Below are 18,959 nucleotides of genomic sequence, written 5' to 3' on the forward strand. Positions count from 1 at the left end.
ATTTTTATAAATGTTGAATTAATTATTTCATTTTTTAATTAATTCTTTTCAGGAAAGGAGTCCAAACACACCAACTAAAATGACCAATAATAAAATAGTTTATCAGGTAGATTCATTTACTTCAGAAGTTTTTAAAGGGAATCCGGCAGGAGTGGTATTTGCCGAAAACAATACTGATCCCAAATGGATGCAACAGTTAGCTATGGAAATGAATTTGTCCGAAACTGCTTTTGTAATGTCTAATGGTGAAAGTTATGATATTCGTTTTTTTACCCCAACTAATGAAATTGATTTGTGTGGGCATGCCACTTTAGCAAGTGCTCACCTTATGTATGAACTTGGAATAGCAGCTACACAAGAGCAAATTCAATTTAATGCAAAAGGAGGGGAATTGCAAGTTACTAAAGAGGCTGATGGTATAAAAATGAGGTTTCCTAAATATGCTATTGAGCAAGTAGCTGTACCTGAAAATTTTAATGCGCTAGTTGGTTTTGAACCCGTTGAATTTTTTAATTCAGGAGATTGGACGGTGGCTGTAGCCAAAAGCCAAAATGATATTGAAATTGCTGGTCCAATTTTTGATAAATTGCCTGTTAATGGATTAGGACATTTGTTAATAACAGCTGAATCGAATATTCCAGATATTGATTTTGTAGTGCGATGTTTTGCGCCGCAATCTGGGATTAATGAAGATCCTGTAACCGGTTCGGCACAATGTGCCTTAGTGCCCATTTGGCATATAAAAACAGGAAGAAAAGTATTTAATGCTTTGCAATTATCGCAACGAACTGGCCATTTAAAAGTAGGATTGATTGATGATATTGTTGAAATTAAGGGCAATGCCGTAACGGTATTCAAAGCCACTTTAAAGTAAATTTTGCATACAGAAACCAACTAATTTTAGACGTTTGAATTTTTAAAGTAAATCAAGTAATAATTTATGAAATTATTTTTTTTAGCAGTTTTTTTAGTTTGACAAAAATGATAGCATTTACACCAGAGTCATTGGAAAAAGGCATAGAGTTGTTCAATAAACACCAGTATAACGAAGCTCAGGAAGTTTTTGAAGCCTATTTAAGCGAGCATCCAAAAAACACCACAGCTATGGAGTATTTAGGGGATATTGCTTTTCAAAATAAAAAGTGGAGTTTAGCGGCTAGCTATTTTAAACCGTTGTTAACGGATGATGTTACCAATGCACGTTATCATTTTAAATACGCAGGCGCTATAGGAATGAAAGCAAAAAATAATAAATTGAGTGCCGTTTTTTTAATTGACGACATAAAAAAACATTTTATAAAAGCGGCTACCCTAGATACCTCGTATGAAGAACCCAGAATAGCTTTGGTGCAATTGTTTATGGAATTGCCATCAACTTTTGGCGGAAGCGTGACTAAAGCAACAAAATACGCTAAGGAATTATTGGTTTTAAATGCTATTGAGGGAGAAAAAGCCATGGCTTATATTCGGAAGAATAAATAGAAAATTGCCGTAAACCGCGTATATTTACTTCACAATTTTAACATATGCGCGTACATTTTATAGCAATTGGCGGAAGTGCCATGCACAATTTAGCCATTGCATTACACCAAAAAGGATATCACGTTACTGGGAGCGATGATGCTATTTTTGAGCCTTCAAAATCAAGGTTATCAAAATACAATTTATTACCAGAGTCAACAGGTTGGCAAGCAACAAAAATTACAACCAACTTGGATGCTGTTATCCTTGGGATGCATGCCAAAGCAGATAACCCAGAATTGTTAAAAGCGCAGGAATTGGGGGTAGCTATATATTCATATCCTGAGTATTTGTACGAACAATCAAAATTAAAATCCAGAGTAGTAATTGGTGGATCACACGGAAAAACAACTATCACCTCAATGATTTTACATGTGTTGCATTATCATAATAAAGAGGTGGATTATATGGTTGGCGCACAATTGGAAGGCTTTGAAACCATGGTACATTTAACTGAGGATAATGATTTTATGGTACTGGAGGGGGATGAGTATTTGTCATCGCCTATTGATTTACGCCCTAAATTTCATTTGTACAAACCCAATATTGCTTTGTTAAGTGGAATCGCCTGGGATCATATAAATGTGTTTAAAACCTTGGTAGATTATGAGGAGCAGTTCGAGATTTTTATCAATCAAATAACGCCAGGAGGAATTTTAATTTATAATGAAGAAGATGCAACGGTAAAGCGTTTAGTAGAAGCAAGCGAAAATCAAATTCGAAAAATACCTTATCGCACTCCTGAATATACAGTAAAGGATGGTGAAACTTTAATTGAAACCAATGAAGGATCACTTCCGTTAGAAATATTTGGAGCGCACAATTTGAGTAACTTGGCAGGAGCCAAATGGATTTGTCAAAATATGGCTATTGATGAAGATGATTTTTATGAAGCCATCGCTAGCTTTAAAGGGGCATCCAAAAGACTTGAAAAAATTGCCGAAGCTACCAATGCTGTGGCGTATAAGGATTTTGCCCACAGCCCTTCAAAGGTTTTGGCAACTACACAAGCGGTTAAAAATCAATTTCCAAATAGAAATCTTATTGCTTGCCTGGAGTTACATACTTACAGTAGTTTGAATGCGGAATTTTTAAAACAATATGAAGGCGCATTAAATGCAGCGGATGAAGCGGTTGTATTTTATTCGCCAGAAGCTTTAGCTATAAAGCAGATGAAACCCATTAGTGAACGGCAAATTAAAACGGCTTTTCAAAAGACAGATCTAAAAGTGTATACTGAGTCGAAAGCCTTTAAGGATTTTTTGTTTGCGCAAAAGTTCGACAATAAAACTTTATTGCTAATGAGTAGTGGGAATTATGGTGGTTTGGATTTTGATGCTGTAAAGGAGTTGTTTTAAATAATTAAAAGAAAATACTAATGGAAAAGTCTTTCGGCTACTGAGTAAACGATTAGTTTGGTGGGCACGGAAAAGGTATAAACGCTACAAAACCAGTATTAAGAAGGGGTATAAATGGTTAGCAACAGTACGGAAACAATACCCGACTTTGTTTTATCATTGGAACTTCTCTCAAATAAATTGTATTGCGTAGATTTGTACAACAAGAGCCGTGTGAAGGGAGACTTTCAAGCACGGTTCTGTGAGAGGCTTAGGGTGAAAATCCCTTTGCCTACTCGATTACAAGTCCGTTGTGGTGCATAAAAAATGACAAGTGAACTAAGAAATATAATTGATGAAAGCTATTCGGTTTTCAGTAAATACGATGTCACTATTCCTTTAGACATTTGTACAGAATGCTGTATGACACCTAATCAGGAAAGTGAATTAGCAGGTATGTCTGTAAATCAGATTCCGTTTGAACTTCTTTATGAATATAATACAGCCGCTAAAACAGATTTACCGAACATCGAAGAGTTCAAACATTTTCTCCCTCGATTTTTGGAGTTAACTGCAGAATTGAAGTTTTTACACCATTCTGCAGAGCTTATATTAAGTAGATTTGAGTACTATTCCATAGAAGAATGGACTGTAAAAGAAATTGAGATAATTCAGAATTATTCGAAGGAGTTATTTAAACATTTTCTTTCTATTTACCCTATTCCTGAACTCGAAAAAATTGATTCTATAATCATTATGCTTTACAAGGCTAAAGTTGATATGTTGGAAATATTAAGAGAATGGCGGACGGTTATAAATCGCTCCAGCTTATTACACTTAAGTGATTTGGTATGTGGAGGATTTAAGGGAGCAAATAACGATACTTTGTCAAGTGGATTCGCAGATGGTGTGATTTCTAAAATTGTATTCGATTGGTTAAACACAGACTATGGACTTGCAGACTTGAAGAATCAAATAGAGGAAATAATAATGGATCCAAAAGAACTCGGTGAATGGAAATTGAACGAACTAAACTGGACGTATGAAAAGTTAAATGAACTTGACTATAAAAGAAACAACTAAATAGACGACACCACAACACCATGTAAAAATGCATTAAAACGCATTTTACACAAAACGTTGTAAACAATTTGACAAAGCAGAAATCTGATGTCTAAAAAATTTATAATACTATTACCAATATTTACATTTCTTTATGGCTGTAATCGGTTGATAGAGGAACAACCAATATCAATATAGCCTCAGATAGAATGAGTTTAGTCGTCATTATTTTTTCCACAGCTATTTTGGGGCTATTAGCTTATTTCATTAAAAGAGGAAGTGTTACTTCTCGAAATATTTACGCGGTTCTCACCTCGATTGGTTTTTTAATGTTTCCTTTTGTAATCCCTGACACTTTTAGACTTAGTTTTATTGTAGGATTCTTTTCATTAGTACAATCAGTATTACAATTAATAGCACTTATACTGCTCTTTAAATCTGATTCAAGAACTTGGTATAAACAAAAGAAACTCGAAAAATAAAAAACACACAACACTTATAAACAGCAGCTTACATACGCTGCCTAATAGCTTCGTACAAAAATACACCCGCAGCAACCGAAACGTTTAACGAGCTAATTTCGCCAAACATAGGTAGTTTTGCCTTATGGTCAACAAGTTTTAAAATTCCAAGCGATACTCCCTTTCCTTCGGAACCCATAATAATAGCAGTAGGTAGCTTAAAATTTATTTGGTAAATACTATCTTCTGTTTTTTCAGTAGCAGCTACGGTTTGTATGCCGCAAGATTGAAATAAAAAAAGCGCATCTTTTAAATGGGCTACCTTGCAAATGGGTAAATTAAACACCGCTCCAGCGGAGGTTTTTACCGTATCAGCAGATACGGGCGCGGCACCAGTTTTTGCAATAACAATTCCATGGGCACCAACGCATTCGGCAGACCTTATGATGGCTCCAAAATTTCTGGCATCAGTAAGTTGGTCGAGTACTATAAATAATGGTGTTTCACCAGATTCTTGCGTGCGGATTACTAATTCTTCCAAATCGTAAAAATCAACAGGCGCAACAAAAGCAACTACACCTTGGTGATTTTTATGAGTAAGTTTGTTCAATTTTTCAACTGGTACGGTATTGGGAGTTATTTTATGTGTTCTCAGTAATTGAATTAATTCTTTGGATAAACTCCCTTGAAGTCCTTTCTGTAAAAAAATTTTATCAATAGTTTTTCCCGATTTTATTGCCTCCATTACTGCGTGGATACCGAAAAGTTGTGATTCGTTACTCATGTCGCAAAGGTAATATGTTAATTGTGAATTAGGAATTTTTTTTTAGTTGAGAGTTATCTGTTATCAGTTGAGGGGTTGGTTAAAGGTAGAAGCAAAAAAGCCTTAAAAAAATGCGGTTAAACTGAGGTTTACTTTGGAATTTCCAAATTCAAAAGGAATATCATCGCTGGTGCCATTGGCGTAGTTTAGTCTAAATAAACCAGCCTTTGTCAGCATCCCAAGTCCAACACCAAAGCTAGTCAGTTGATTTTGACCTATAGGTTCAGGATTAGTACTTGATTGCGGAGCTTGATTGTCAGTAAACGCAAAGTCAACAATACTGTGAGCGTAAATTGTTTCACTAAGCTGAAAACGATATTCTGTATTTAACACGTTAAAAATTGAAGCTCTTAAGCTATTTTCTTCAAAACCGCGGATGGATAAAATTCCGCCAAGTCGGAATAGTTCGTTAGTTAAAAAATTATTTGAATTAAAAAATTGAGCGTTATTAGCCACATAAATACTGTTGCGCCTATTTAATTGAAAAATATGACTGAATTGTAATCCAATTTTTAGCTGATTAGTAGTAATGTCTATTTGTGATCTGCTTCCAATTTCGGTATGGGCAATTACCTTTGTTTTTATCGGGAACAACAAACTGTTCTGTTTTTTTACGTATCTGGATTCTAAATGAAAAAAACTGGCGTCAAAGTCATCTGTAACAGTGCCTAAAATAAACTCATTTTCGTTTAAATCTGCAGATTCGTACTGCTTAAAACCTACTAAAGCTTCAATTTGAGGAGTAAACGCATAGTTTAGGCCAATTTTTTGTTCCGTAGTTGAAAACACATCCCTTTGTCTAAAAATGTGTAGTCCAGCTTCTACGCCAAGTGGCAATTTAAATAAATAAGGCAGTTTGGCCTGCACGGTAAATTGTTGTTGTTCTTCGGAATCACTCTTGTAAGTCAGGTTCACTTCCTCACCATAATTTAAATTATTTCTTAAACTTAAGTTTAAGTACCCGTCTAAAACCAAGTTTCCAGATTCCTCATCGGTTGAAAATCCTAAAAAGCCATCAAAATTATTAGCATTTTTCTTATTTATATAAACGTATAATTGAGTTGATGTAGGATTAAAAAGTACCTCGGCAGGCTTAATTGTACTCACAAATGGTAGGCTATTTAATTGTTGTACCTTTTCCTGAATTTTTTTATTTTGATACAAGCTGTTTTTTTTGATCCCTATGTAATGAGTTAAAAAACCACGAGGAAATTTAGGATATCCTTTAATTATAATACTGTCAAGTTGACGTTTTTCAATGCCTTCAAAATGTAAATCGGCATAAATAGTGTCGTTTTTTGTACTAATATTTTTGAGCTGTAGGCTATTAAAAGGATTTCCTTTATCGGAAAGCAAGGCATTCCAATATGCTAATTTCTGCTGTAAATCTGTAATGCTAATAATATTACTCTTTTTTAATCTAGCATTTTTTTTAATGCTATTTGGGAGTGTACTCCAATTTTTAAGGGCTACATAACTAGTAATATTTTCCTTAAAAAGCTGAGTTGTATAAGTAGTGTCGTTTTTAAAAACGGGCTTTTCAAAAAAAGCAGTCAAGTACCCTTGTTTGTGCAAGGTGTGGGTTAAGCTGTCAATATGCAATTGCAAGGACTTGTAATTTGAAAAACTTTTCAAATTTTCAATACTATCGCTGTTTTTAATTTGTAAGTATAATTTTTGCGGCGTTGTTTGACAAATTCCAGTTACGTATAATCCCAAAAAGCAACATAAAAAAACACAAAATGAAGATTTGGACAACGACATACGGCAAATTAATCTAAAACAATAATATTAAAAAGAACCCTACTGGCAAAAAATCATGACATAAGATTGCAAAGTGATAGGATTATATAAATAAAAAAAATCATTACTACTAATATATATGTAAGTAAAAGTAACAAGCTTAAAATTAGGGCGTGCCCACAAGGGTCGGGCTTTCCATTTCAATTCCTCACACTTCCTAACGTCAGGCTGTGGGATTTTCATTGCAATCCCTCACGCAAAAATGCAAATAAAATTCAAGGAGTTTCAGTCGAAAAAAGCATGTTGTGACTTTTAATTCAATTTATTAACCCAATTAAAGTAATAATATAAATAATAACAGTGATTTTATAGATATCTATTTTTTCTTGCCGAAGCAAAAAAAGCAAGATGTATTAATTAGTGAGCATGAGGTGCAAAAAAAATAAGATTGAAAAATAAAATAATTGAAAAAAACAAACAAAAATCAAGCGGTTTTTAAAATAAATACGTTATTATTTGAATTGCTGATAATTATTCATACTTTTGCAAGCCCTTAGAATAGGGATTAAATAAATTTAATAATTAGTGTAAAGCAATTATGCCAACAATTTCACAATTAGTACGAAAAGGTAGAGCCAAAATAACCAAGAAGAGTAAATCGGCTGCCTTAGATTCATGTCCACAAAGACGTGGCGTATGTACACGTGTTTACACCACTACACCAAAAAAACCAAACTCAGCAATGCGTAAAGTTGCCCGTGTTAGGTTAACAAATGGTAAGGAAGTAAATGCATACATAGGTGGCGAGGGACACAATCTTCAGGAGCACTCGATAGTATTGGTTAGAGGTGGAAGGGTAAAAGATTTGCCAGGAGTTAGATACCATATTGTTCGTGGAGCACTTGATACCGCTGGGGTAGCAGGAAGAACACAGCGTAGGTCTAAGTACGGAGCAAAGCGCCCTAAAAAGTAATTTAAAAGTTAAGCGTTGAAAGGTTGTTTGATTTGCAACCAAAAAACAAAAAACTAAAAAACTTAAAAACAAAACATGAGAAAAAGAAAGGCAAAAAAAAGACCGATACTTCCAGATCCTCGTTTTAATGATCAGTTAGTAACTCGTTTCGTAAACATGATGATGTGGGACGGAAAAAAGTCGGTAGCTTTCAAAATCTTTTATGATGCAATTGATATCGTAGAAGAAAAGAATAATGATGACGAAAAAACAGCTTTAGAAATTTGGAAAGAAGCGTTGTCAAACGTAATGCCACACGTTGAGGTTCGTAGCCGTCGTGTAGGTGGGGCAACATTTCAAATTCCAAACCCAATACGCCCAGATCGTAAAATTTCAACTGCAATGAAGTGGTTAATTCTTTTCGCTCGTAAGCGTAATGAAAAATCTATGGCATTAAAATTAGCTTCAGAAGTTTTAGCTGCTGCTAAAGAAGAAGGAGCTGCTGTTAAGAAAAGAGTGGATACGCACAAAATGGCCGAGGCAAACAAGGCATTCTCACACTTTAGATTCTAATCATATATAGAAATGGCAAGAGATTTAAAATTTACTAGAAACATTGGTATTGCAGCACACATTGATGCTGGAAAAACCACTACTACTGAGCGTATCCTTTACTATACAGGGGTAAGTCACAAAATTGGTGAAGTGCATGATGGTGCGGCAACAATGGACTGGATGGAGCAAGAGCAAGAGCGTGGTATCACGATTACCTCTGCTGCTACTACTTGTACTTGGAACTTCCCAACCGAAAATGGTAAATCATTAGCAGATACAAAAGGATATCATTTTAATATTATTGATACTCCTGGTCACGTGGACTTTACGGTGGAAGTAAACCGTTCACTACGTGTATTGGATGGTCTGGTATTCTTATTTAGTGCAGTTGATGGGGTGGAGCCTCAGTCTGAAACTAACTGGAGATTAGCAGATAACTACAAAGTACCTCGTATTGGTTTTGTGAATAAAATGGACCGTCAGGGGTCTAACTTTTTGGCAGTTTGTCAGCAAGTTAAAGACATGTTAAAGTCAAATGCAGTGCCAATTGTATTAAATATTGGTGATGAGGCTGACTTTAAAGGGGTGGTTGATTTGGTAAAAAACCGTGCTATCGTATGGCATGATGAAACACAAGGGTCAACTTTTGATATCGTTGATATTCCTGAAGATATGAAAGAGGAAGCTCGTAAATATCGTGCACTACTTATTGAAGAAGTGGCGAGTTACGATGAGAATCTTTTAGAGAAATTTATGGAAGATGAAGATTCTATTACAGAAGAAGAAGTACATGCTGCGCTTAGGGCTGCCGTAATGGATATGGCAATCATTCCAATGATTTGTGGATCGGCATTTAAAAATAAAGGAGTGCAGTTCTTGTTAGATGCTGTATGTCGTTACTTGCCTTCTCCTACCGATAAAGAAGGTATTAGGGGTATTGATCCTAAGACTGATGAGGAAGTATTGCGTAAGCCAGATGTTAAGGAGCCATTTTCGGCGCTAGCATTTAAAATTGCTACTGATCCTTTCGTAGGTCGTTTAGCATTCTTCCGTGCATATTCTGGTCGTTTGGATGCAGGTTCATATATCTTAAATAACCGTTCAGGTAAAAAAGAGCGTATTTCTCGTATTTACCAAATGCACTCTAATAAGCAAAATGCTATCGATTTTATTGAAGCAGGAGATATTGGAGCGGCAGTAGGATTTAAAGATATTAAGACTGGTGACACCATGTCCGATGAAAAAAATCCAATTGTTTTGGAATCTATGGACTTCCCTGATCCAGTAATTGGTATTGCGGTGGAGCCTAAGACAAAAGCAGATGTGGATAAAATGGGTATGGCTTTAGCAAAATTATCTGAAGAGGATCCAACATTTACAGCACGTACTGATGAAGCTTCAGGACAAACAATTATATCTGGAATGGGTGAGCTTCACTTGGATATTATTGTGGACCGTTTAAAGCGTGAGTTTAAAGTTGAAGTAAATCAAGGTCAACCTCAGGTGGAATATAAAGAAGCTATTACTCAGGTTGCTGAGCACAGAGAAGTGTATAAAAAGCAATCAGGTGGTCGTGGTAAATTCGCAGATATCGTATTTACATTAGAGCCAGCTGAAGAAGGAAAAGTAGGTTTAGAATTTATTTCTAACATTAAAGGTGGTAACGTACCTAAGGAATTTGTTCCTTCTGTTGAAAAAGGTTTCAAAATGGCAATGGTTGCAGGTCCTTTAGCGGGATATGAAGTTGATGCTATGAAGGTAACTTTAACTGATGGATCATACCATGATGTGGATTCGGATCAATTATCATTCGAATTGGCAGCTAAATTAGGATTTAAAAATGCTGCAAAAGCTGCAAAAGCAGTTATCATGGAGCCTATAATGAAATTGGAGGTAATTACTCCTGAAGAAAATATGGGTGATATTGTTGGTGACTTGAACCGTCGTAGAGGTCAAGTAAGTGATATGGGAGATAGAGCGGGTGCTAAAACTGTAAAAGCTACAGTGCCACTTTCTGAAATGTTTGGTTATGTAACTACATTAAGAACATTATCTTCAGGTAGAGCAACATCTACAATGGAATTTTCACATTATGCTGAAACTCCGTCGAACATTTCGGAAGAAGTGATCAAAGCGGCTAAAGGAGAACAAGCTTAAAATCTACTAAAATGAGTCAAAAAATTAGAATTAAATTAAAATCTTACGATCACAATTTAGTAGATAAATCTGCTGAAAAGATCGTAAAAACAGTAAAAAGTACTGGTGCAGTTGTAACGGGACCTATTCCATTACCAACGCACAAAAAAATATTCACTGTTTTACGTTCGCCACACGTAAACAAAAAATCACGTGAGCAGTTTCAATTAAGTTCTTACAAAAGGTTACTTGATATATACAGTTCATCTTCAAAAACAATTGATGCTTTAATGAAGCTTGAATTGCCAAGTGGAGTTGAGGTTGAAATTAAAGTGTGATATTTTTTTATCAGTCTTAATAATACTAAAAGTCATTCGGAAAATTTTCTGAATGGCTTTTTTTATATGTCTAAGTGAATAGCAGTGCCGATTTAAATATAAGAGTTAATGTCAAAAGCGATATAGTGACATCGGTGGTGGTTAGTGTTTGTGTTTGGATTCTGAAAAAACAAGTAATTTACTTTTTTACAAATAATTAGCTATCATAGCTTGTTTATTTGAAAATTATTTGTACTTTTGCAATCCAAAATTCTCATAGATTATGAGAATTACATGTCCTTTACGCTGCGGGCGGGGGAAAAACGGTAAAAAAATACATTCAAGGTCGGAGGTATTTTCGGCCTTGAATTTTTTTAAATAAATAGTAATAATTAAATAAGTAAAAATGTCTGGGTTAATTGGTAAAAAAATTGGCATGACTAGCATCTTTGACGAGAGTGGGAAAAATATTCCGTGTACTGTTTTAGAAGTTGGGCCATGTGTAGTTACCCAAGTCAGAACTGAGGATGTTGACGGCTATAATGCTGTGCAATTAGGTTTCGATGACAAGGCTGATAAAAATGCTAGTAAAGCGGCTCAAGGTCACTTTAAAAAAGCTGGTACTACTGTCAAGCGTAAAGTTGTCGAATTTCAAGGTTTTGAGGAGGAGTACAAGTTAGGTGATGTAATCACCGTGGAGCATTTTGTTGAAGGTGAATTTGTGGATGTATCTGCAACTTCAAAAGGTAAAGGTTTTCAGGGAGTTGTTAAGCGTCACGGATTTGGTGGTGTTGGACAAGCAACTCACGGTCAGCACAACCGATTAAGAGCTCCAGGTTCTATTGGTGCTGCTTCATATCCTGCACGTGTATTTAAAGGTATGCGAATGGCAGGTCAAATGGGTAGCGAAAAAGTAAAAGTTCAAAACTTACGTGTTTTAAAAGTAGTTTCAGATAAGAATTTACTTGTGATCAAAGGATGTGTTCCTGGTCATAAAAACGCATATGTAACTATTCAGAAATAATGAAAGTAGCAGTTTTAGATATCAACGGAAAAGAAACAGGTAGAGAGGCAAACCTTTCTGATGCTGTTTTTGCTATTGAGCCAAATGATCATGCTGTGTACTTAGATGTAAAGCAATACTTGGCAAACCAACGCCAAGGAACGCACAAGGCTAAAGAAAGAGCTGAGATTACTGGTAGTACAAGAAAGATAAAAAAACAAAAAGGAACTGGTACAGCTCGTGCGGGTAGTATCAAATCTGGTGTTTTTAAAGGTGGTGGTCGAATTTTTGGGCCAAGACCAAGAAATTATTCTTTTAAATTAAATAAAGGGGTGAAGCGTTTAGCGCGTAAGTCAGCTTTAAGTTTAAAAGTACAAGAAAGTTCTTTAACGGTACTTGAGGATTTCAATTTTGAAGAAATTAAAACGAAAAACTTTGTAAACGTATTAAAGTCTTTAGGCTTGGATGCTAAAAAGTCATTATTCGTTTTAGGTGCAGCAAACGAAAATGTGTACTTATCTTCAAGAAATCTAAAAAATACTGAAGTTGTTTTAGCTTCAGAATTGAGTACTTACAAAATATTACATGCTAATAATGTAGTATTGTTGGAGGGTTCTTTAGAAGGAATTGAAACGAATTTAAGTAAATAGAGCACACGATGAGTATCTTAATTAAACCTATTATTACAGAAAAAGCTACTGCTGCAAGTGAGTTAAGAAACTGCTTCAGTTTTGTAGTAAATAAGAAGGCGAACAAGGTGGAAATCAAAAAAGCGGTGGAAGCTGCTTATGGTGTTTCTGTAGATAAAGTTCGAACAATAAACGTCCGCCCGGATCGCAATACACGTTATACAAAAACAGGTATTGTAACTGGTAAAACAAATGCTTATAAAAAAGCAATTGTACAGGTGGCGGAAGGTGATACAATTGATTTATACAGTAATCTTTAAGACTAAAAAATGTCAGTAAGAAAATTAAAACCAATCACCCCAGGACAGCGATTTAGAGTAGTAAATGGGTTTGACGCCATTACTACTGATAAGCCGGAGAAGAGTTTATTAGCTCCGAAAAAACGTACTGGAGGTCGAAACAGTCAAGGTAAAATGACCATGCGCTACAAAGGTGGTGGTCATAAAAGGCGTTACCGTATTATGGATTTCAAACGTGACAAGCACGGTGTGCCTGCAACGGTGGCTTCTATCCAATACGATCCAAACAGAACTGCATTTATTGCGCTTTTAAACTACCAAGATGGTGAAAAGCGTTATGTAATTGCTCAAAATGGATTACAGGTAGGGCAAAACATAGTTTCAGGTGCTGATGTGGCTCCAGAAATTGGAAATGCAATGCCTTTAAGTGCTATTCCATTAGGTACAATTATTTCTTGTATTGAACTTCATCCAGGTCAGGGAGCTGTTATGGCTCGTAGTGCTGGTTCTTTTGCGCAATTAATGGCAAGGGATGGTAAGTTTGCTACGGTAAAACTACCTTCTGGTGAAGTAAGATTAATTCTAGTTACTTGTTTAGCAACAATTGGGGCTGTATCTAACAGTGATCATCAATTGTTAGTAGGGGGTAAAGCGGGTAGAACGCGTTGGTTAGGTCGTAGACCAAGAACAAGACCAGTAGCTATGAACCCGATTGATCATCCAATGGGTGGTGGTGAAGGACGTTCGTCCGGAGGTCACCCTCGTTCAAGAAAGGGCTTACCTGCTAAAGGATTCAGAACCCGTTCTAAAACGAAAGCAAGTAATAAGTATATTGTAGAACGTAGAAAGAAATAAGATATGGCTCGTTCATTAAAAAAAGGACCTTACATTCACTATAAGTTAGAGAAAAAGGTCGCGGCAAACGTAGAGGCAAACAAAAAAACAGTGATTAAAACTTGGTCAAGAGCATCAATGATTAGTCCTGATTTTGTAGGTCAAACAATTGCTGTACACAATGGTCGTCAGTTTGTTCCTGTTTATGTAACTGAGAACATGGTAGGTCACAAATTAGGAGAATTTTCACCAACACGTTCTTATAGGGGGCATGGTGCTGATAAGAAAAATAAAGGTAAAAGATAAGTAAGCTATGGGAGTTCGTAAAAAACAAATGGCTGACAGGATTAAGGAAGAGAAAAAGCAAATTGCTTTTGCTAAACTTAATAACTGTCCTACTTCGCCAAGAAAAATGCGCTTAGTAGCGGATTTAGTACGTGGTAAAAAAGTGGAAAATGCACTACAGATACTTAGATTTAGTCCTAAAGAAGCATCACGTCGTTTAGAAAAATTGTTATTGTCAGCTTTGGCAAATTGGCAAGCTAAAAACGAAGATGCAAGCATTGAAGATGCTGATCTTATTGTTTCTGAAATACGTGTTGATGGTGGAGCAATGTTAAAAAGATTGCGTCCAGCTCCACAAGGAAGAGCACACAGAATTAGAAAGCGTTCTAACCACGTTACTATTGTAGTTGGATCAAATAATAATACACAAAGCTAAGATAAAGATATGGGACAAAAGACAAATCCAATCGGAAATCGCCTTGGTATCATCAGAGGATGGGAATCTAACTGGTACGGAGGTAATGACTATGGAGATAAACTTGCTGAAGATGATAAAATCAGAAAGTATATCCATGCACGTTTATCAAAAGCTAGTGTATCGAGAGTAATTATTGAGCGTACGCTTAAGCTTGTAACCGTTACTATCACTACAGCACGTCCAGGTATCATTATTGGTAAAGGGGGTCAAGAGGTAGACAAGTTAAAAGAAGAGCTTAAAAAAATTACAAGTAAAGAGGTTCAGTTGAACATCTTCGAAATTAAAAGGCCTGAACTTGATGCATTTTTAGTAGGTTCAAGTATTGCGCGTCAAATTGAGAATCGTATCTCTTACCGTCGTGCAATAAAAATGGCAATTGCGGCTGCAATGCGTATGAATGCTGAAGGTATTAAGGTATTAATTTCTGGACGTTTGAATGGTGCTGAAATGGCACGTTCAGAGTCGTACAAGGACGGTCGTATTCCGTTGTCTACATTCAGAGCTGATATTGACTATGCATTAGTTGAGGCGCATACTACTTACGGTAGAATGGGCATCAAAGTATGGATCATGAAAGGTGAAGTATATGGTAAAAGGGAGCTTTCTCCTTTGGTAGGTTTATCAAAGAAGCAAGGTAAATCAGACCGAGGACAAGGAAGAGGTGGAAACAATAAACCACGTCGTAGAAAGTAATTTTATAAAGAAATTTTAGACAATGTTACAGCCTAAAAGAACAAAATTCCGTAAACAACAAAAAGGACGTATGAAAGGTTTTGCTCAACGTGGGCATACACTATCAAACGGTACTTTCGGAATCAAATCGTTGGATTCAAATTTTGTAACTGCAAGACAAATAGAAGCTGCGCGTATTGCTGCTACTCGTTATATGAAAAGAGAAGGTTCGTTATGGATTATGATTTTTCCAGACAAACCAATTACAAAAAAGCCTCTTGAAGTACGTATGGGTAAGGGTAAAGGTGCTGTTGAATATTGGGCTGCAGTTGTTAAACCAGGAAGAATTTTATTTGAAATTGCTGGAGTGCCATTTGACACTGCAAAGGAAGCTTTGCGTTTAGCAGCTCAAAAATTACCTGTAAAAACTAAGTTTATCGTAGCTAGAGATTATCAAGCTTAATATTTGAATTATGAAACAATCAGAAATTAAAGGTCTGTCTGTGGCTGAATTACAAGAAGAACTTGGTAAATCAAAACAAGCGTATTCTGAATTAAAAATGGCTCACGCACTTTCTCCATTAGAGAATCCATTACAAATCCGTAATGCAAGAAAATCTATTGCAAGATTGTCAACTGAGTTAACTAAACGTGAATTAAACGCTTAATTCTGCTGAAAAGATGGAAAAAAGAAATTTAAGAAAAGAACGTATCGGTGTGGTTACTAGTAACAAAATGGAGAAATCTATTGTTGTTTCTGAAGTAAAAAAAGTAAAACACCCTATGTACGGAAAGTTCGTGTTAAAAACTAAAAAATACGTTGCGCACGACGAAACAAATGACTGTAACATAGGCGATACTGTAAGGATTATGGAAACACGTCCTTTAAGTAAGTCAAAATGTTGGAGATTAGTTGAAGTAATAGAAAGAGCGAAGTAACATGGTACAACAAGAGTCTAGATTAAGAGTAGCTGATAATACAGGTGGTAAGGAAGTCCTTACAATACGTGTATTGGGTGGTACGAAAAAAAGATACGCCTCTGTAGGTGACAAGATCGTTGTCAGCATTAAAGAGGCTGCTCCAAACGGAAGCGTTAAAAAAGGAGCGGTTTCAACTGCAGTTGTAGTTCGTACCAAAAAAGAAGTGCGTAGAGCCGATGGATCGTATATCCGTTTCGATGATAATGCTTGTGTCCTTTTAGGTGCAAACGGCGAAATGAGAGGTACACGTGTATTTGGTCCTGTTGCAAGAGAGCTTCGTGACAAACAGTTCATGAAGATTGTTTCACTGGCACCTGAAGTGCTTTAATCATTTATAAAATGGCAAAATTAAAGATCAAAACAGGCGACTTGGTAAAAGTAGTAGCCGGTGATGACAAAGGTCAGGAAGGAAAAGTACAAAAGGTATTTATTGAAAAAAACAAGGCTATCGTTGAAGGTGTAAACCTAGTTTCAAAACACAATAAGCCTAGTGCTGCTAACCCTCAGGGAGGAATTGTAAAAAAGGAAGCGCCAATTCATATTTCGAATTTAGCTTTGGTTGATCCTAAATCTGGTGATGCTACACGTGTAGGTTACCGTATTGAAGGAGACAAAAAAGTGCGTTTTTCTAAAAAATCTAATGAAGTAATATAGTTATGTCTTATACAGTTAGACTTAAGGAAGAGTATAAGGATCGAGTGATCGCTGCTCTTAAAGAAGAATACAGCTATGGTAACATCATGCAAGTGCCAAAACTTGTAAAAATAGTTTTGAGTAGAGGTGTTGGTGGTGCTGTTGCAGACAAAAAATTGATTGATTACGCAGTAGATGAATTTACAACTATCACGGGTCAAAAAGCAGTATCTACCATTTCTAAAAAAGATGTTGCATCTTTTAAATTAAGAAAAGGTATGCCTATAGGAGCTAAAGTAACTTTACGTGGGGATCGTATGTACGAATTCTTAGATCGTTTAGTCACTGTGGCTTTACCACGTGTGCGTGATTTTCAAGGAATTAAAGCTACTGGTTTTGATGGAAGAGGAAATTATTCTATGGGTGTTACAGAGCAAATTATCTTTCCAGAAATTGATATCGATAAGGTAAATAAAATTTCGGGATTAGATATAACCTTCGTAACTTCCGCGCCAACAGATAGCGAAGCTAAATCATTATTAACTCAATTAGGGTTACCTTTTAAAAAGAATTAATTATGGCTAAAGAATCAATGAAAGCCCGTGAGGTAAAAAGAGCAAAAACGGTTGCTAAATATGCTGAAAAAAGAAAAGCTTTGAAAGAAGCTGGTGATTATGAAGCATTGCAAAAGTTACCTAAAAATGCTTCTCCAATTCGTCAGCATAACCGTTGTAAATTAACGGGAAGACCAAAAGGGTATATGCGTCAGTTTGGAATCTCTCGTGTAACATTCCGTGAAATGGCAAACCAAGGATTAATCCCTGGGGTAACCAAAGCAAGTTGGTAAATACTATTAATTGGTAAAAGGTTTGGCTATTGTCGAAAACCATTACCGCAAATAACTATAAATGAATACAGATCCTATTGCAGATTTTTTAACTAGAATCAGAAATGCAAATGCAGCAAAACACAGAGTTGTTGAAATTCCTGCTTCAAAAGTTAAAAAAGAGATCACTAAAATATTATTCGATCAAGGATATATTTTAAGTTACAAATTCGAAGATACAACCGCTCAAGGAAGTATTAAGATTGCATTAAAGTACAATAAGTTCACTAAAGAACCTGTAATTCAGGAATTACAGCGTATTAGTAAGCCAGGTTTACGTAAGTATGCCGGTTCAAGTGAAATTCCACGTATATTAAATGGTTTAGGGATTGCTATCGTTTCTACTTCTCACGGTGTAATGACAGGTAAGCAAGCTAAACGAGATAATGTTGGAGGTGAGGTACTTTGTTACGTTTATTAACAGTAAAAAGACACAGAAATGTCAAGAATAGGAAAAAATCCAGTAACTATACCGTCTGGTGTCACAGTTGATGTGAAAGGGAATAACGTTACTGTTAAAGGAAAATTAGGAGAGTTGTCTCAAGAAATTGGAGATATCTCTGCTGTTGTTGAAGGTGATACAATCACTTTGGATAGACCATCTGAAGGAAAAGCACATAAAGCTCAACACGGTTTATATCGTGCATTACTTGCTAATATGGTTCAGGGTGTATCCGAAGGATTTACAAAAGAGTTGGAATTGGTTGGTGTAGGTTACAGAGCATCAAACCAAGGACAAAAGCTTGACTTAGCTTTAGGTTTTTCTCACAATATTGTGATTGATTTAGCACCAGAAATTAAAGTTGAAACAATTTCTGAAAAAGGTAAAAATCCAATTATCAAGCTGTCATCTTTTGATAAGCAGTTAGTAGGTGAAGTTGCTGCTAAAATTAGATCATTCCGTAAGCCTGAACCTTATAAAGGAAAGGGAATTAAGTTTGTAGGTGAAGAATTAAGAAGAAAAGCAGGTAAATCTGCATAATAACTAAGTTATGGCATTCTCAAAAGAATCAAGAAGATTAAAGATAAGAAAGCGTATACGTGGTGCCGTTAGTGGTACGGCGGAACGTCCTAGACTTTCAGTTTATAGAAGTAACAAAGAGATATATGCTCAAATTGTTAATGATGTAGATGGAAATACATTAGTAGCAGCTTCATCACGTGATAAAGCAATTGCTGATGCCACAGGAACCAAAATTGAAATTGCAAATCTAGTAGGAAAAGCAATCGCTGAAAAGGCTGTTAAAGCTGGAGTAGAAGTTGTTGCTTTTGATAGAGGTGGTTACCTTTACCACGGTAGAATAAAATCATTAGCTGAAGGAGCTAGAGAAGCAGGACTTAAATTCTAAGAA

General features: G+C 35.8%; 27 protein-coding genes. 25 read left to right on the forward strand and 2 right to left on the reverse strand.

Annotation, left to right across the window (positions count from 1 at the left end):
* Positions 1-79: 79 nt before the first annotated feature.
* The 4 genes from GMC_RS0107940 to GMC_RS0107955 all read left to right on the forward strand — a co-directional run bounded on the left by GMC_RS0107940 (position 80) and on the right by GMC_RS0107955 (position 3,941).
* Entirely contained in the window at positions 80-874 is a 795-nt protein-coding gene (locus GMC_RS0107940; RefSeq protein ID WP_010521628.1) for a PhzF family phenazine biosynthesis protein, read from the forward strand.
* Between the two features lie 107 nt (positions 875-981).
* Positions 982-1,482 (forward strand): tetratricopeptide repeat protein, encoded by a 501-nt coding sequence (locus GMC_RS0107945; protein WP_010521629.1) that lies wholly within the window; start codon positions 982-984, stop codon positions 1,480-1,482.
* Between the two features lie 44 nt (positions 1,483-1,526).
* Positions 1,527-2,879: a UDP-N-acetylmuramate--L-alanine ligase gene (locus tag GMC_RS0107950; RefSeq protein ID WP_010521630.1), complete on the forward strand. Its 1,353-nt coding sequence runs from the start codon at positions 1,527-1,529 to the stop codon at positions 2,877-2,879.
* Positions 2,880-3,185: 306 nt separating this feature from the next.
* Positions 3,186-3,941 (forward strand): hypothetical protein, encoded by a 756-nt coding sequence (locus tag GMC_RS0107955; RefSeq protein WP_010521631.1) that lies wholly within the window; start codon positions 3,186-3,188, stop codon positions 3,939-3,941.
* A gap of 489 nt (positions 3,942-4,430) precedes the next feature.
* Here the strand turns inward: GMC_RS0107955 and rlmB are convergent, their stop codons facing one another.
* Together rlmB and GMC_RS0107970 are read right to left on the reverse strand one after the other, a co-directional pair.
* Positions 4,431-5,165, reverse strand: a complete 735-nt coding sequence (gene rlmB / locus GMC_RS0107965) for a 23S rRNA (guanosine(2251)-2'-O)-methyltransferase RlmB (RefSeq protein ID WP_029489671.1) — start codon at positions 5,163-5,165, stop codon at positions 4,431-4,433.
* Between the two features lie 102 nt (positions 5,166-5,267).
* Positions 5,268-6,839, reverse strand: coding sequence for a BamA/TamA family outer membrane protein (locus GMC_RS0107970; protein ID WP_238527949.1), 1,572 nt, complete (start codon positions 6,837-6,839; stop codon positions 5,268-5,270).
* Between the two features lie 706 nt (positions 6,840-7,545).
* On the opposite strand from GMC_RS0107970, the gene rpsL reads away from it, so the two are divergent.
* The 21 genes from rpsL to rplR all read left to right on the forward strand — a co-directional run bounded on the left by rpsL (position 7,546) and on the right by rplR (position 18,956).
* Positions 7,546-7,920, forward strand: coding sequence for a 30S ribosomal protein S12 (rpsL, locus tag GMC_RS0107975; protein WP_010181934.1), 375 nt, complete (start codon positions 7,546-7,548; stop codon positions 7,918-7,920).
* Positions 7,921-7,995: 75 nt separating this feature from the next.
* Positions 7,996-8,472, forward strand: coding sequence for a 30S ribosomal protein S7 (gene rpsG, locus GMC_RS0107980; RefSeq protein ID WP_010521635.1), 477 nt, complete (start codon positions 7,996-7,998; stop codon positions 8,470-8,472).
* A 12-nt stretch (positions 8,473-8,484) separates the two neighbouring features.
* A complete protein-coding gene (fusA, locus tag GMC_RS0107985; RefSeq protein ID WP_010521636.1) occupies positions 8,485-10,611 on the forward strand; it encodes an elongation factor G in 2,127 nt (708 codons plus the stop codon).
* A gap of 11 nt (positions 10,612-10,622) precedes the next feature.
* The gene (gene rpsJ / locus GMC_RS0107990; protein ID WP_010181931.1) at positions 10,623-10,928 is read left to right on the forward strand and encodes a 30S ribosomal protein S10; all 306 of its coding nucleotides are present in this window, start codon (positions 10,623-10,625) and stop codon (positions 10,926-10,928) included.
* Between the two features lie 385 nt (positions 10,929-11,313).
* On the forward strand, positions 11,314-11,931 hold the full coding sequence (gene rplC / locus GMC_RS0108000) for a 50S ribosomal protein L3 (protein WP_010521638.1): 618 nt from the start codon (positions 11,314-11,316) through the stop codon (positions 11,929-11,931).
* Positions 11,931-12,560, forward strand: coding sequence for a 50S ribosomal protein L4 (rplD, locus tag GMC_RS0108005; RefSeq protein ID WP_010521639.1), 630 nt, complete (start codon positions 11,931-11,933; stop codon positions 12,558-12,560). Before rplC ends, rplD begins: the two co-directional genes overlap by 1 nt.
* 8 nt (positions 12,561-12,568) lie before the next feature.
* Positions 12,569-12,859, forward strand: a complete 291-nt coding sequence (rplW, locus tag GMC_RS0108010; protein WP_010521640.1) for a 50S ribosomal protein L23 — start codon at positions 12,569-12,571, stop codon at positions 12,857-12,859.
* A gap of 9 nt (positions 12,860-12,868) precedes the next feature.
* Positions 12,869-13,693, forward strand: a complete 825-nt coding sequence (rplB, locus tag GMC_RS0108015) for a 50S ribosomal protein L2 (protein WP_010521641.1) — start codon at positions 12,869-12,871, stop codon at positions 13,691-13,693.
* A gap of 3 nt (positions 13,694-13,696) precedes the next feature.
* Positions 13,697-13,978, forward strand: coding sequence for a 30S ribosomal protein S19 (gene rpsS / locus GMC_RS0108020; RefSeq protein ID WP_010521642.1), 282 nt, complete (start codon positions 13,697-13,699; stop codon positions 13,976-13,978).
* A gap of 7 nt (positions 13,979-13,985) precedes the next feature.
* Complete coding sequence (rplV, locus tag GMC_RS0108025; protein ID WP_010181925.1) at positions 13,986-14,393, forward strand: 50S ribosomal protein L22; 408 nt, start codon at positions 13,986-13,988, stop codon at positions 14,391-14,393.
* Positions 14,394-14,402: 9 nt separating this feature from the next.
* Entirely contained in the window at positions 14,403-15,128 is a 726-nt protein-coding gene (gene rpsC, locus GMC_RS0108030) for a 30S ribosomal protein S3 (protein ID WP_010521643.1), read from the forward strand.
* Between the two features lie 22 nt (positions 15,129-15,150).
* Positions 15,151-15,570 carry a 50S ribosomal protein L16 gene (gene rplP / locus GMC_RS0108035; protein WP_010521644.1) on the forward strand — a complete coding sequence of 140 codons (420 nt, stop codon included), beginning with the start codon at positions 15,151-15,153 and terminating at the stop codon, positions 15,568-15,570.
* Between the two features lie 10 nt (positions 15,571-15,580).
* Positions 15,581-15,775: a 50S ribosomal protein L29 gene (gene rpmC / locus GMC_RS0108040; RefSeq protein WP_010521645.1), complete on the forward strand. Its 195-nt coding sequence runs from the start codon at positions 15,581-15,583 to the stop codon at positions 15,773-15,775.
* 13 nt (positions 15,776-15,788) lie between these two features.
* Entirely contained in the window at positions 15,789-16,046 is a 258-nt protein-coding gene (rpsQ, locus tag GMC_RS0108045; RefSeq protein WP_010181921.1) for a 30S ribosomal protein S17, read from the forward strand.
* A gap of 1 nt (position 16,047) precedes the next feature.
* Positions 16,048-16,416: a 50S ribosomal protein L14 gene (gene rplN, locus GMC_RS0108050; protein WP_010181920.1), complete on the forward strand. Its 369-nt coding sequence runs from the start codon at positions 16,048-16,050 to the stop codon at positions 16,414-16,416.
* 11 nt (positions 16,417-16,427) lie between these two features.
* A complete protein-coding gene (gene rplX, locus GMC_RS0108055) occupies positions 16,428-16,742 on the forward strand; it encodes a 50S ribosomal protein L24 (RefSeq protein WP_010521646.1) in 315 nt (104 codons plus the stop codon).
* A gap of 2 nt (positions 16,743-16,744) precedes the next feature.
* Positions 16,745-17,296, forward strand: a complete 552-nt coding sequence (gene rplE, locus GMC_RS0108060) for a 50S ribosomal protein L5 (protein WP_010521647.1) — start codon at positions 16,745-16,747, stop codon at positions 17,294-17,296.
* Between the two features lie 2 nt (positions 17,297-17,298).
* Positions 17,299-17,568 carry a 30S ribosomal protein S14 gene (rpsN, locus tag GMC_RS0108065; RefSeq protein WP_010521648.1) on the forward strand — a complete coding sequence of 90 codons (270 nt, stop codon included), beginning with the start codon at positions 17,299-17,301 and terminating at the stop codon, positions 17,566-17,568.
* Positions 17,569-17,629: 61 nt separating this feature from the next.
* Positions 17,630-18,028: a 30S ribosomal protein S8 gene (gene rpsH, locus GMC_RS0108070; RefSeq protein WP_010521649.1), complete on the forward strand. Its 399-nt coding sequence runs from the start codon at positions 17,630-17,632 to the stop codon at positions 18,026-18,028.
* Between the two features lie 18 nt (positions 18,029-18,046).
* The gene (rplF, locus tag GMC_RS0108075; protein WP_010521650.1) at positions 18,047-18,589 is read left to right on the forward strand and encodes a 50S ribosomal protein L6; all 543 of its coding nucleotides are present in this window, start codon (positions 18,047-18,049) and stop codon (positions 18,587-18,589) included.
* A gap of 10 nt (positions 18,590-18,599) precedes the next feature.
* Positions 18,600-18,956: a 50S ribosomal protein L18 gene (gene rplR / locus GMC_RS0108080; RefSeq protein WP_010521651.1), complete on the forward strand. Its 357-nt coding sequence runs from the start codon at positions 18,600-18,602 to the stop codon at positions 18,954-18,956.
* The last annotated feature ends 3 nt before the right edge of the window (positions 18,957-18,959 follow it).

The organism is Aquimarina agarivorans, from assembly GCF_000218485.1.
Taxonomy (GTDB): domain Bacteria; phylum Bacteroidota; class Bacteroidia; order Flavobacteriales; family Flavobacteriaceae; genus Aquimarina; species Aquimarina agarivorans.

Excerpts from the sequence above, each read along its gene's own strand:
- rpsL (WP_010181934.1), top strand. The coding sequence starts at position 7,546 with ATGCCAACAATTTCACAATTAGTACGAAAAGGTAGAGCCAAAATAACC.
- rpsQ (WP_010181921.1), top strand. The coding sequence starts at position 15,789 with ATGGAAAAAAGAAATTTAAGAAAAGAACGTATCGGTGTGGTTACTAGT.
- GMC_RS0107955 (WP_010521631.1), top strand. The coding sequence starts at position 3,186 with ATGACAAGTGAACTAAGAAATATAATTGATGAAAGCTATTCGGTTTTC.
- rplR (WP_010521651.1), top strand. The coding sequence starts at position 18,600 with ATGGCATTCTCAAAAGAATCAAGAAGATTAAAGATAAGAAAGCGTATA.
- rpsJ (WP_010181931.1), top strand. The coding sequence starts at position 10,623 with ATGAGTCAAAAAATTAGAATTAAATTAAAATCTTACGATCACAATTTA.
- fusA (WP_010521636.1), top strand. The coding sequence starts at position 8,485 with ATGGCAAGAGATTTAAAATTTACTAGAAACATTGGTATTGCAGCACAC.
- rpsN (WP_010521648.1), top strand. The coding sequence starts at position 17,299 with ATGGCTAAAGAATCAATGAAAGCCCGTGAGGTAAAAAGAGCAAAAACG.
- rplF (WP_010521650.1), top strand. The coding sequence starts at position 18,047 with ATGTCAAGAATAGGAAAAAATCCAGTAACTATACCGTCTGGTGTCACA.
- rplN (WP_010181920.1), top strand. The coding sequence starts at position 16,048 with ATGGTACAACAAGAGTCTAGATTAAGAGTAGCTGATAATACAGGTGGT.
- rplC (WP_010521638.1), top strand. The coding sequence starts at position 11,314 with ATGTCTGGGTTAATTGGTAAAAAAATTGGCATGACTAGCATCTTTGAC.
- rpsS (WP_010521642.1), top strand. The coding sequence starts at position 13,697 with ATGGCTCGTTCATTAAAAAAAGGACCTTACATTCACTATAAGTTAGAG.
- rlmB (WP_029489671.1), bottom strand. The coding sequence starts at position 5,165 with ATGAGTAACGAATCACAACTTTTCGGTATCCACGCAGTAATGGAGGCA.
- rpsC (WP_010521643.1), top strand. The coding sequence starts at position 14,403 with ATGGGACAAAAGACAAATCCAATCGGAAATCGCCTTGGTATCATCAGA.
- rplW (WP_010521640.1), top strand. The coding sequence starts at position 12,569 with ATGAGTATCTTAATTAAACCTATTATTACAGAAAAAGCTACTGCTGCA.
- rplD (WP_010521639.1), top strand. The coding sequence starts at position 11,931 with ATGAAAGTAGCAGTTTTAGATATCAACGGAAAAGAAACAGGTAGAGAG.
- rplE (WP_010521647.1), top strand. The coding sequence starts at position 16,745 with ATGTCTTATACAGTTAGACTTAAGGAAGAGTATAAGGATCGAGTGATC.
- rplV (WP_010181925.1), top strand. The coding sequence starts at position 13,986 with ATGGGAGTTCGTAAAAAACAAATGGCTGACAGGATTAAGGAAGAGAAA.
- rpsG (WP_010521635.1), top strand. The coding sequence starts at position 7,996 with ATGAGAAAAAGAAAGGCAAAAAAAAGACCGATACTTCCAGATCCTCGT.
- rpmC (WP_010521645.1), top strand. The coding sequence starts at position 15,581 with ATGAAACAATCAGAAATTAAAGGTCTGTCTGTGGCTGAATTACAAGAA.
- GMC_RS0107950 (WP_010521630.1), top strand. The coding sequence starts at position 1,527 with ATGCGCGTACATTTTATAGCAATTGGCGGAAGTGCCATGCACAATTTA.
- rplB (WP_010521641.1), top strand. The coding sequence starts at position 12,869 with ATGTCAGTAAGAAAATTAAAACCAATCACCCCAGGACAGCGATTTAGA.
- rplX (WP_010521646.1), top strand. The coding sequence starts at position 16,428 with ATGGCAAAATTAAAGATCAAAACAGGCGACTTGGTAAAAGTAGTAGCC.
- GMC_RS0107940 (WP_010521628.1), top strand. The coding sequence starts at position 80 with ATGACCAATAATAAAATAGTTTATCAGGTAGATTCATTTACTTCAGAA.
- rpsH (WP_010521649.1), top strand. The coding sequence starts at position 17,630 with ATGAATACAGATCCTATTGCAGATTTTTTAACTAGAATCAGAAATGCA.
- GMC_RS0107945 (WP_010521629.1), top strand. The coding sequence starts at position 982 with ATGATAGCATTTACACCAGAGTCATTGGAAAAAGGCATAGAGTTGTTC.
- rplP (WP_010521644.1), top strand. The coding sequence starts at position 15,151 with ATGTTACAGCCTAAAAGAACAAAATTCCGTAAACAACAAAAAGGACGT.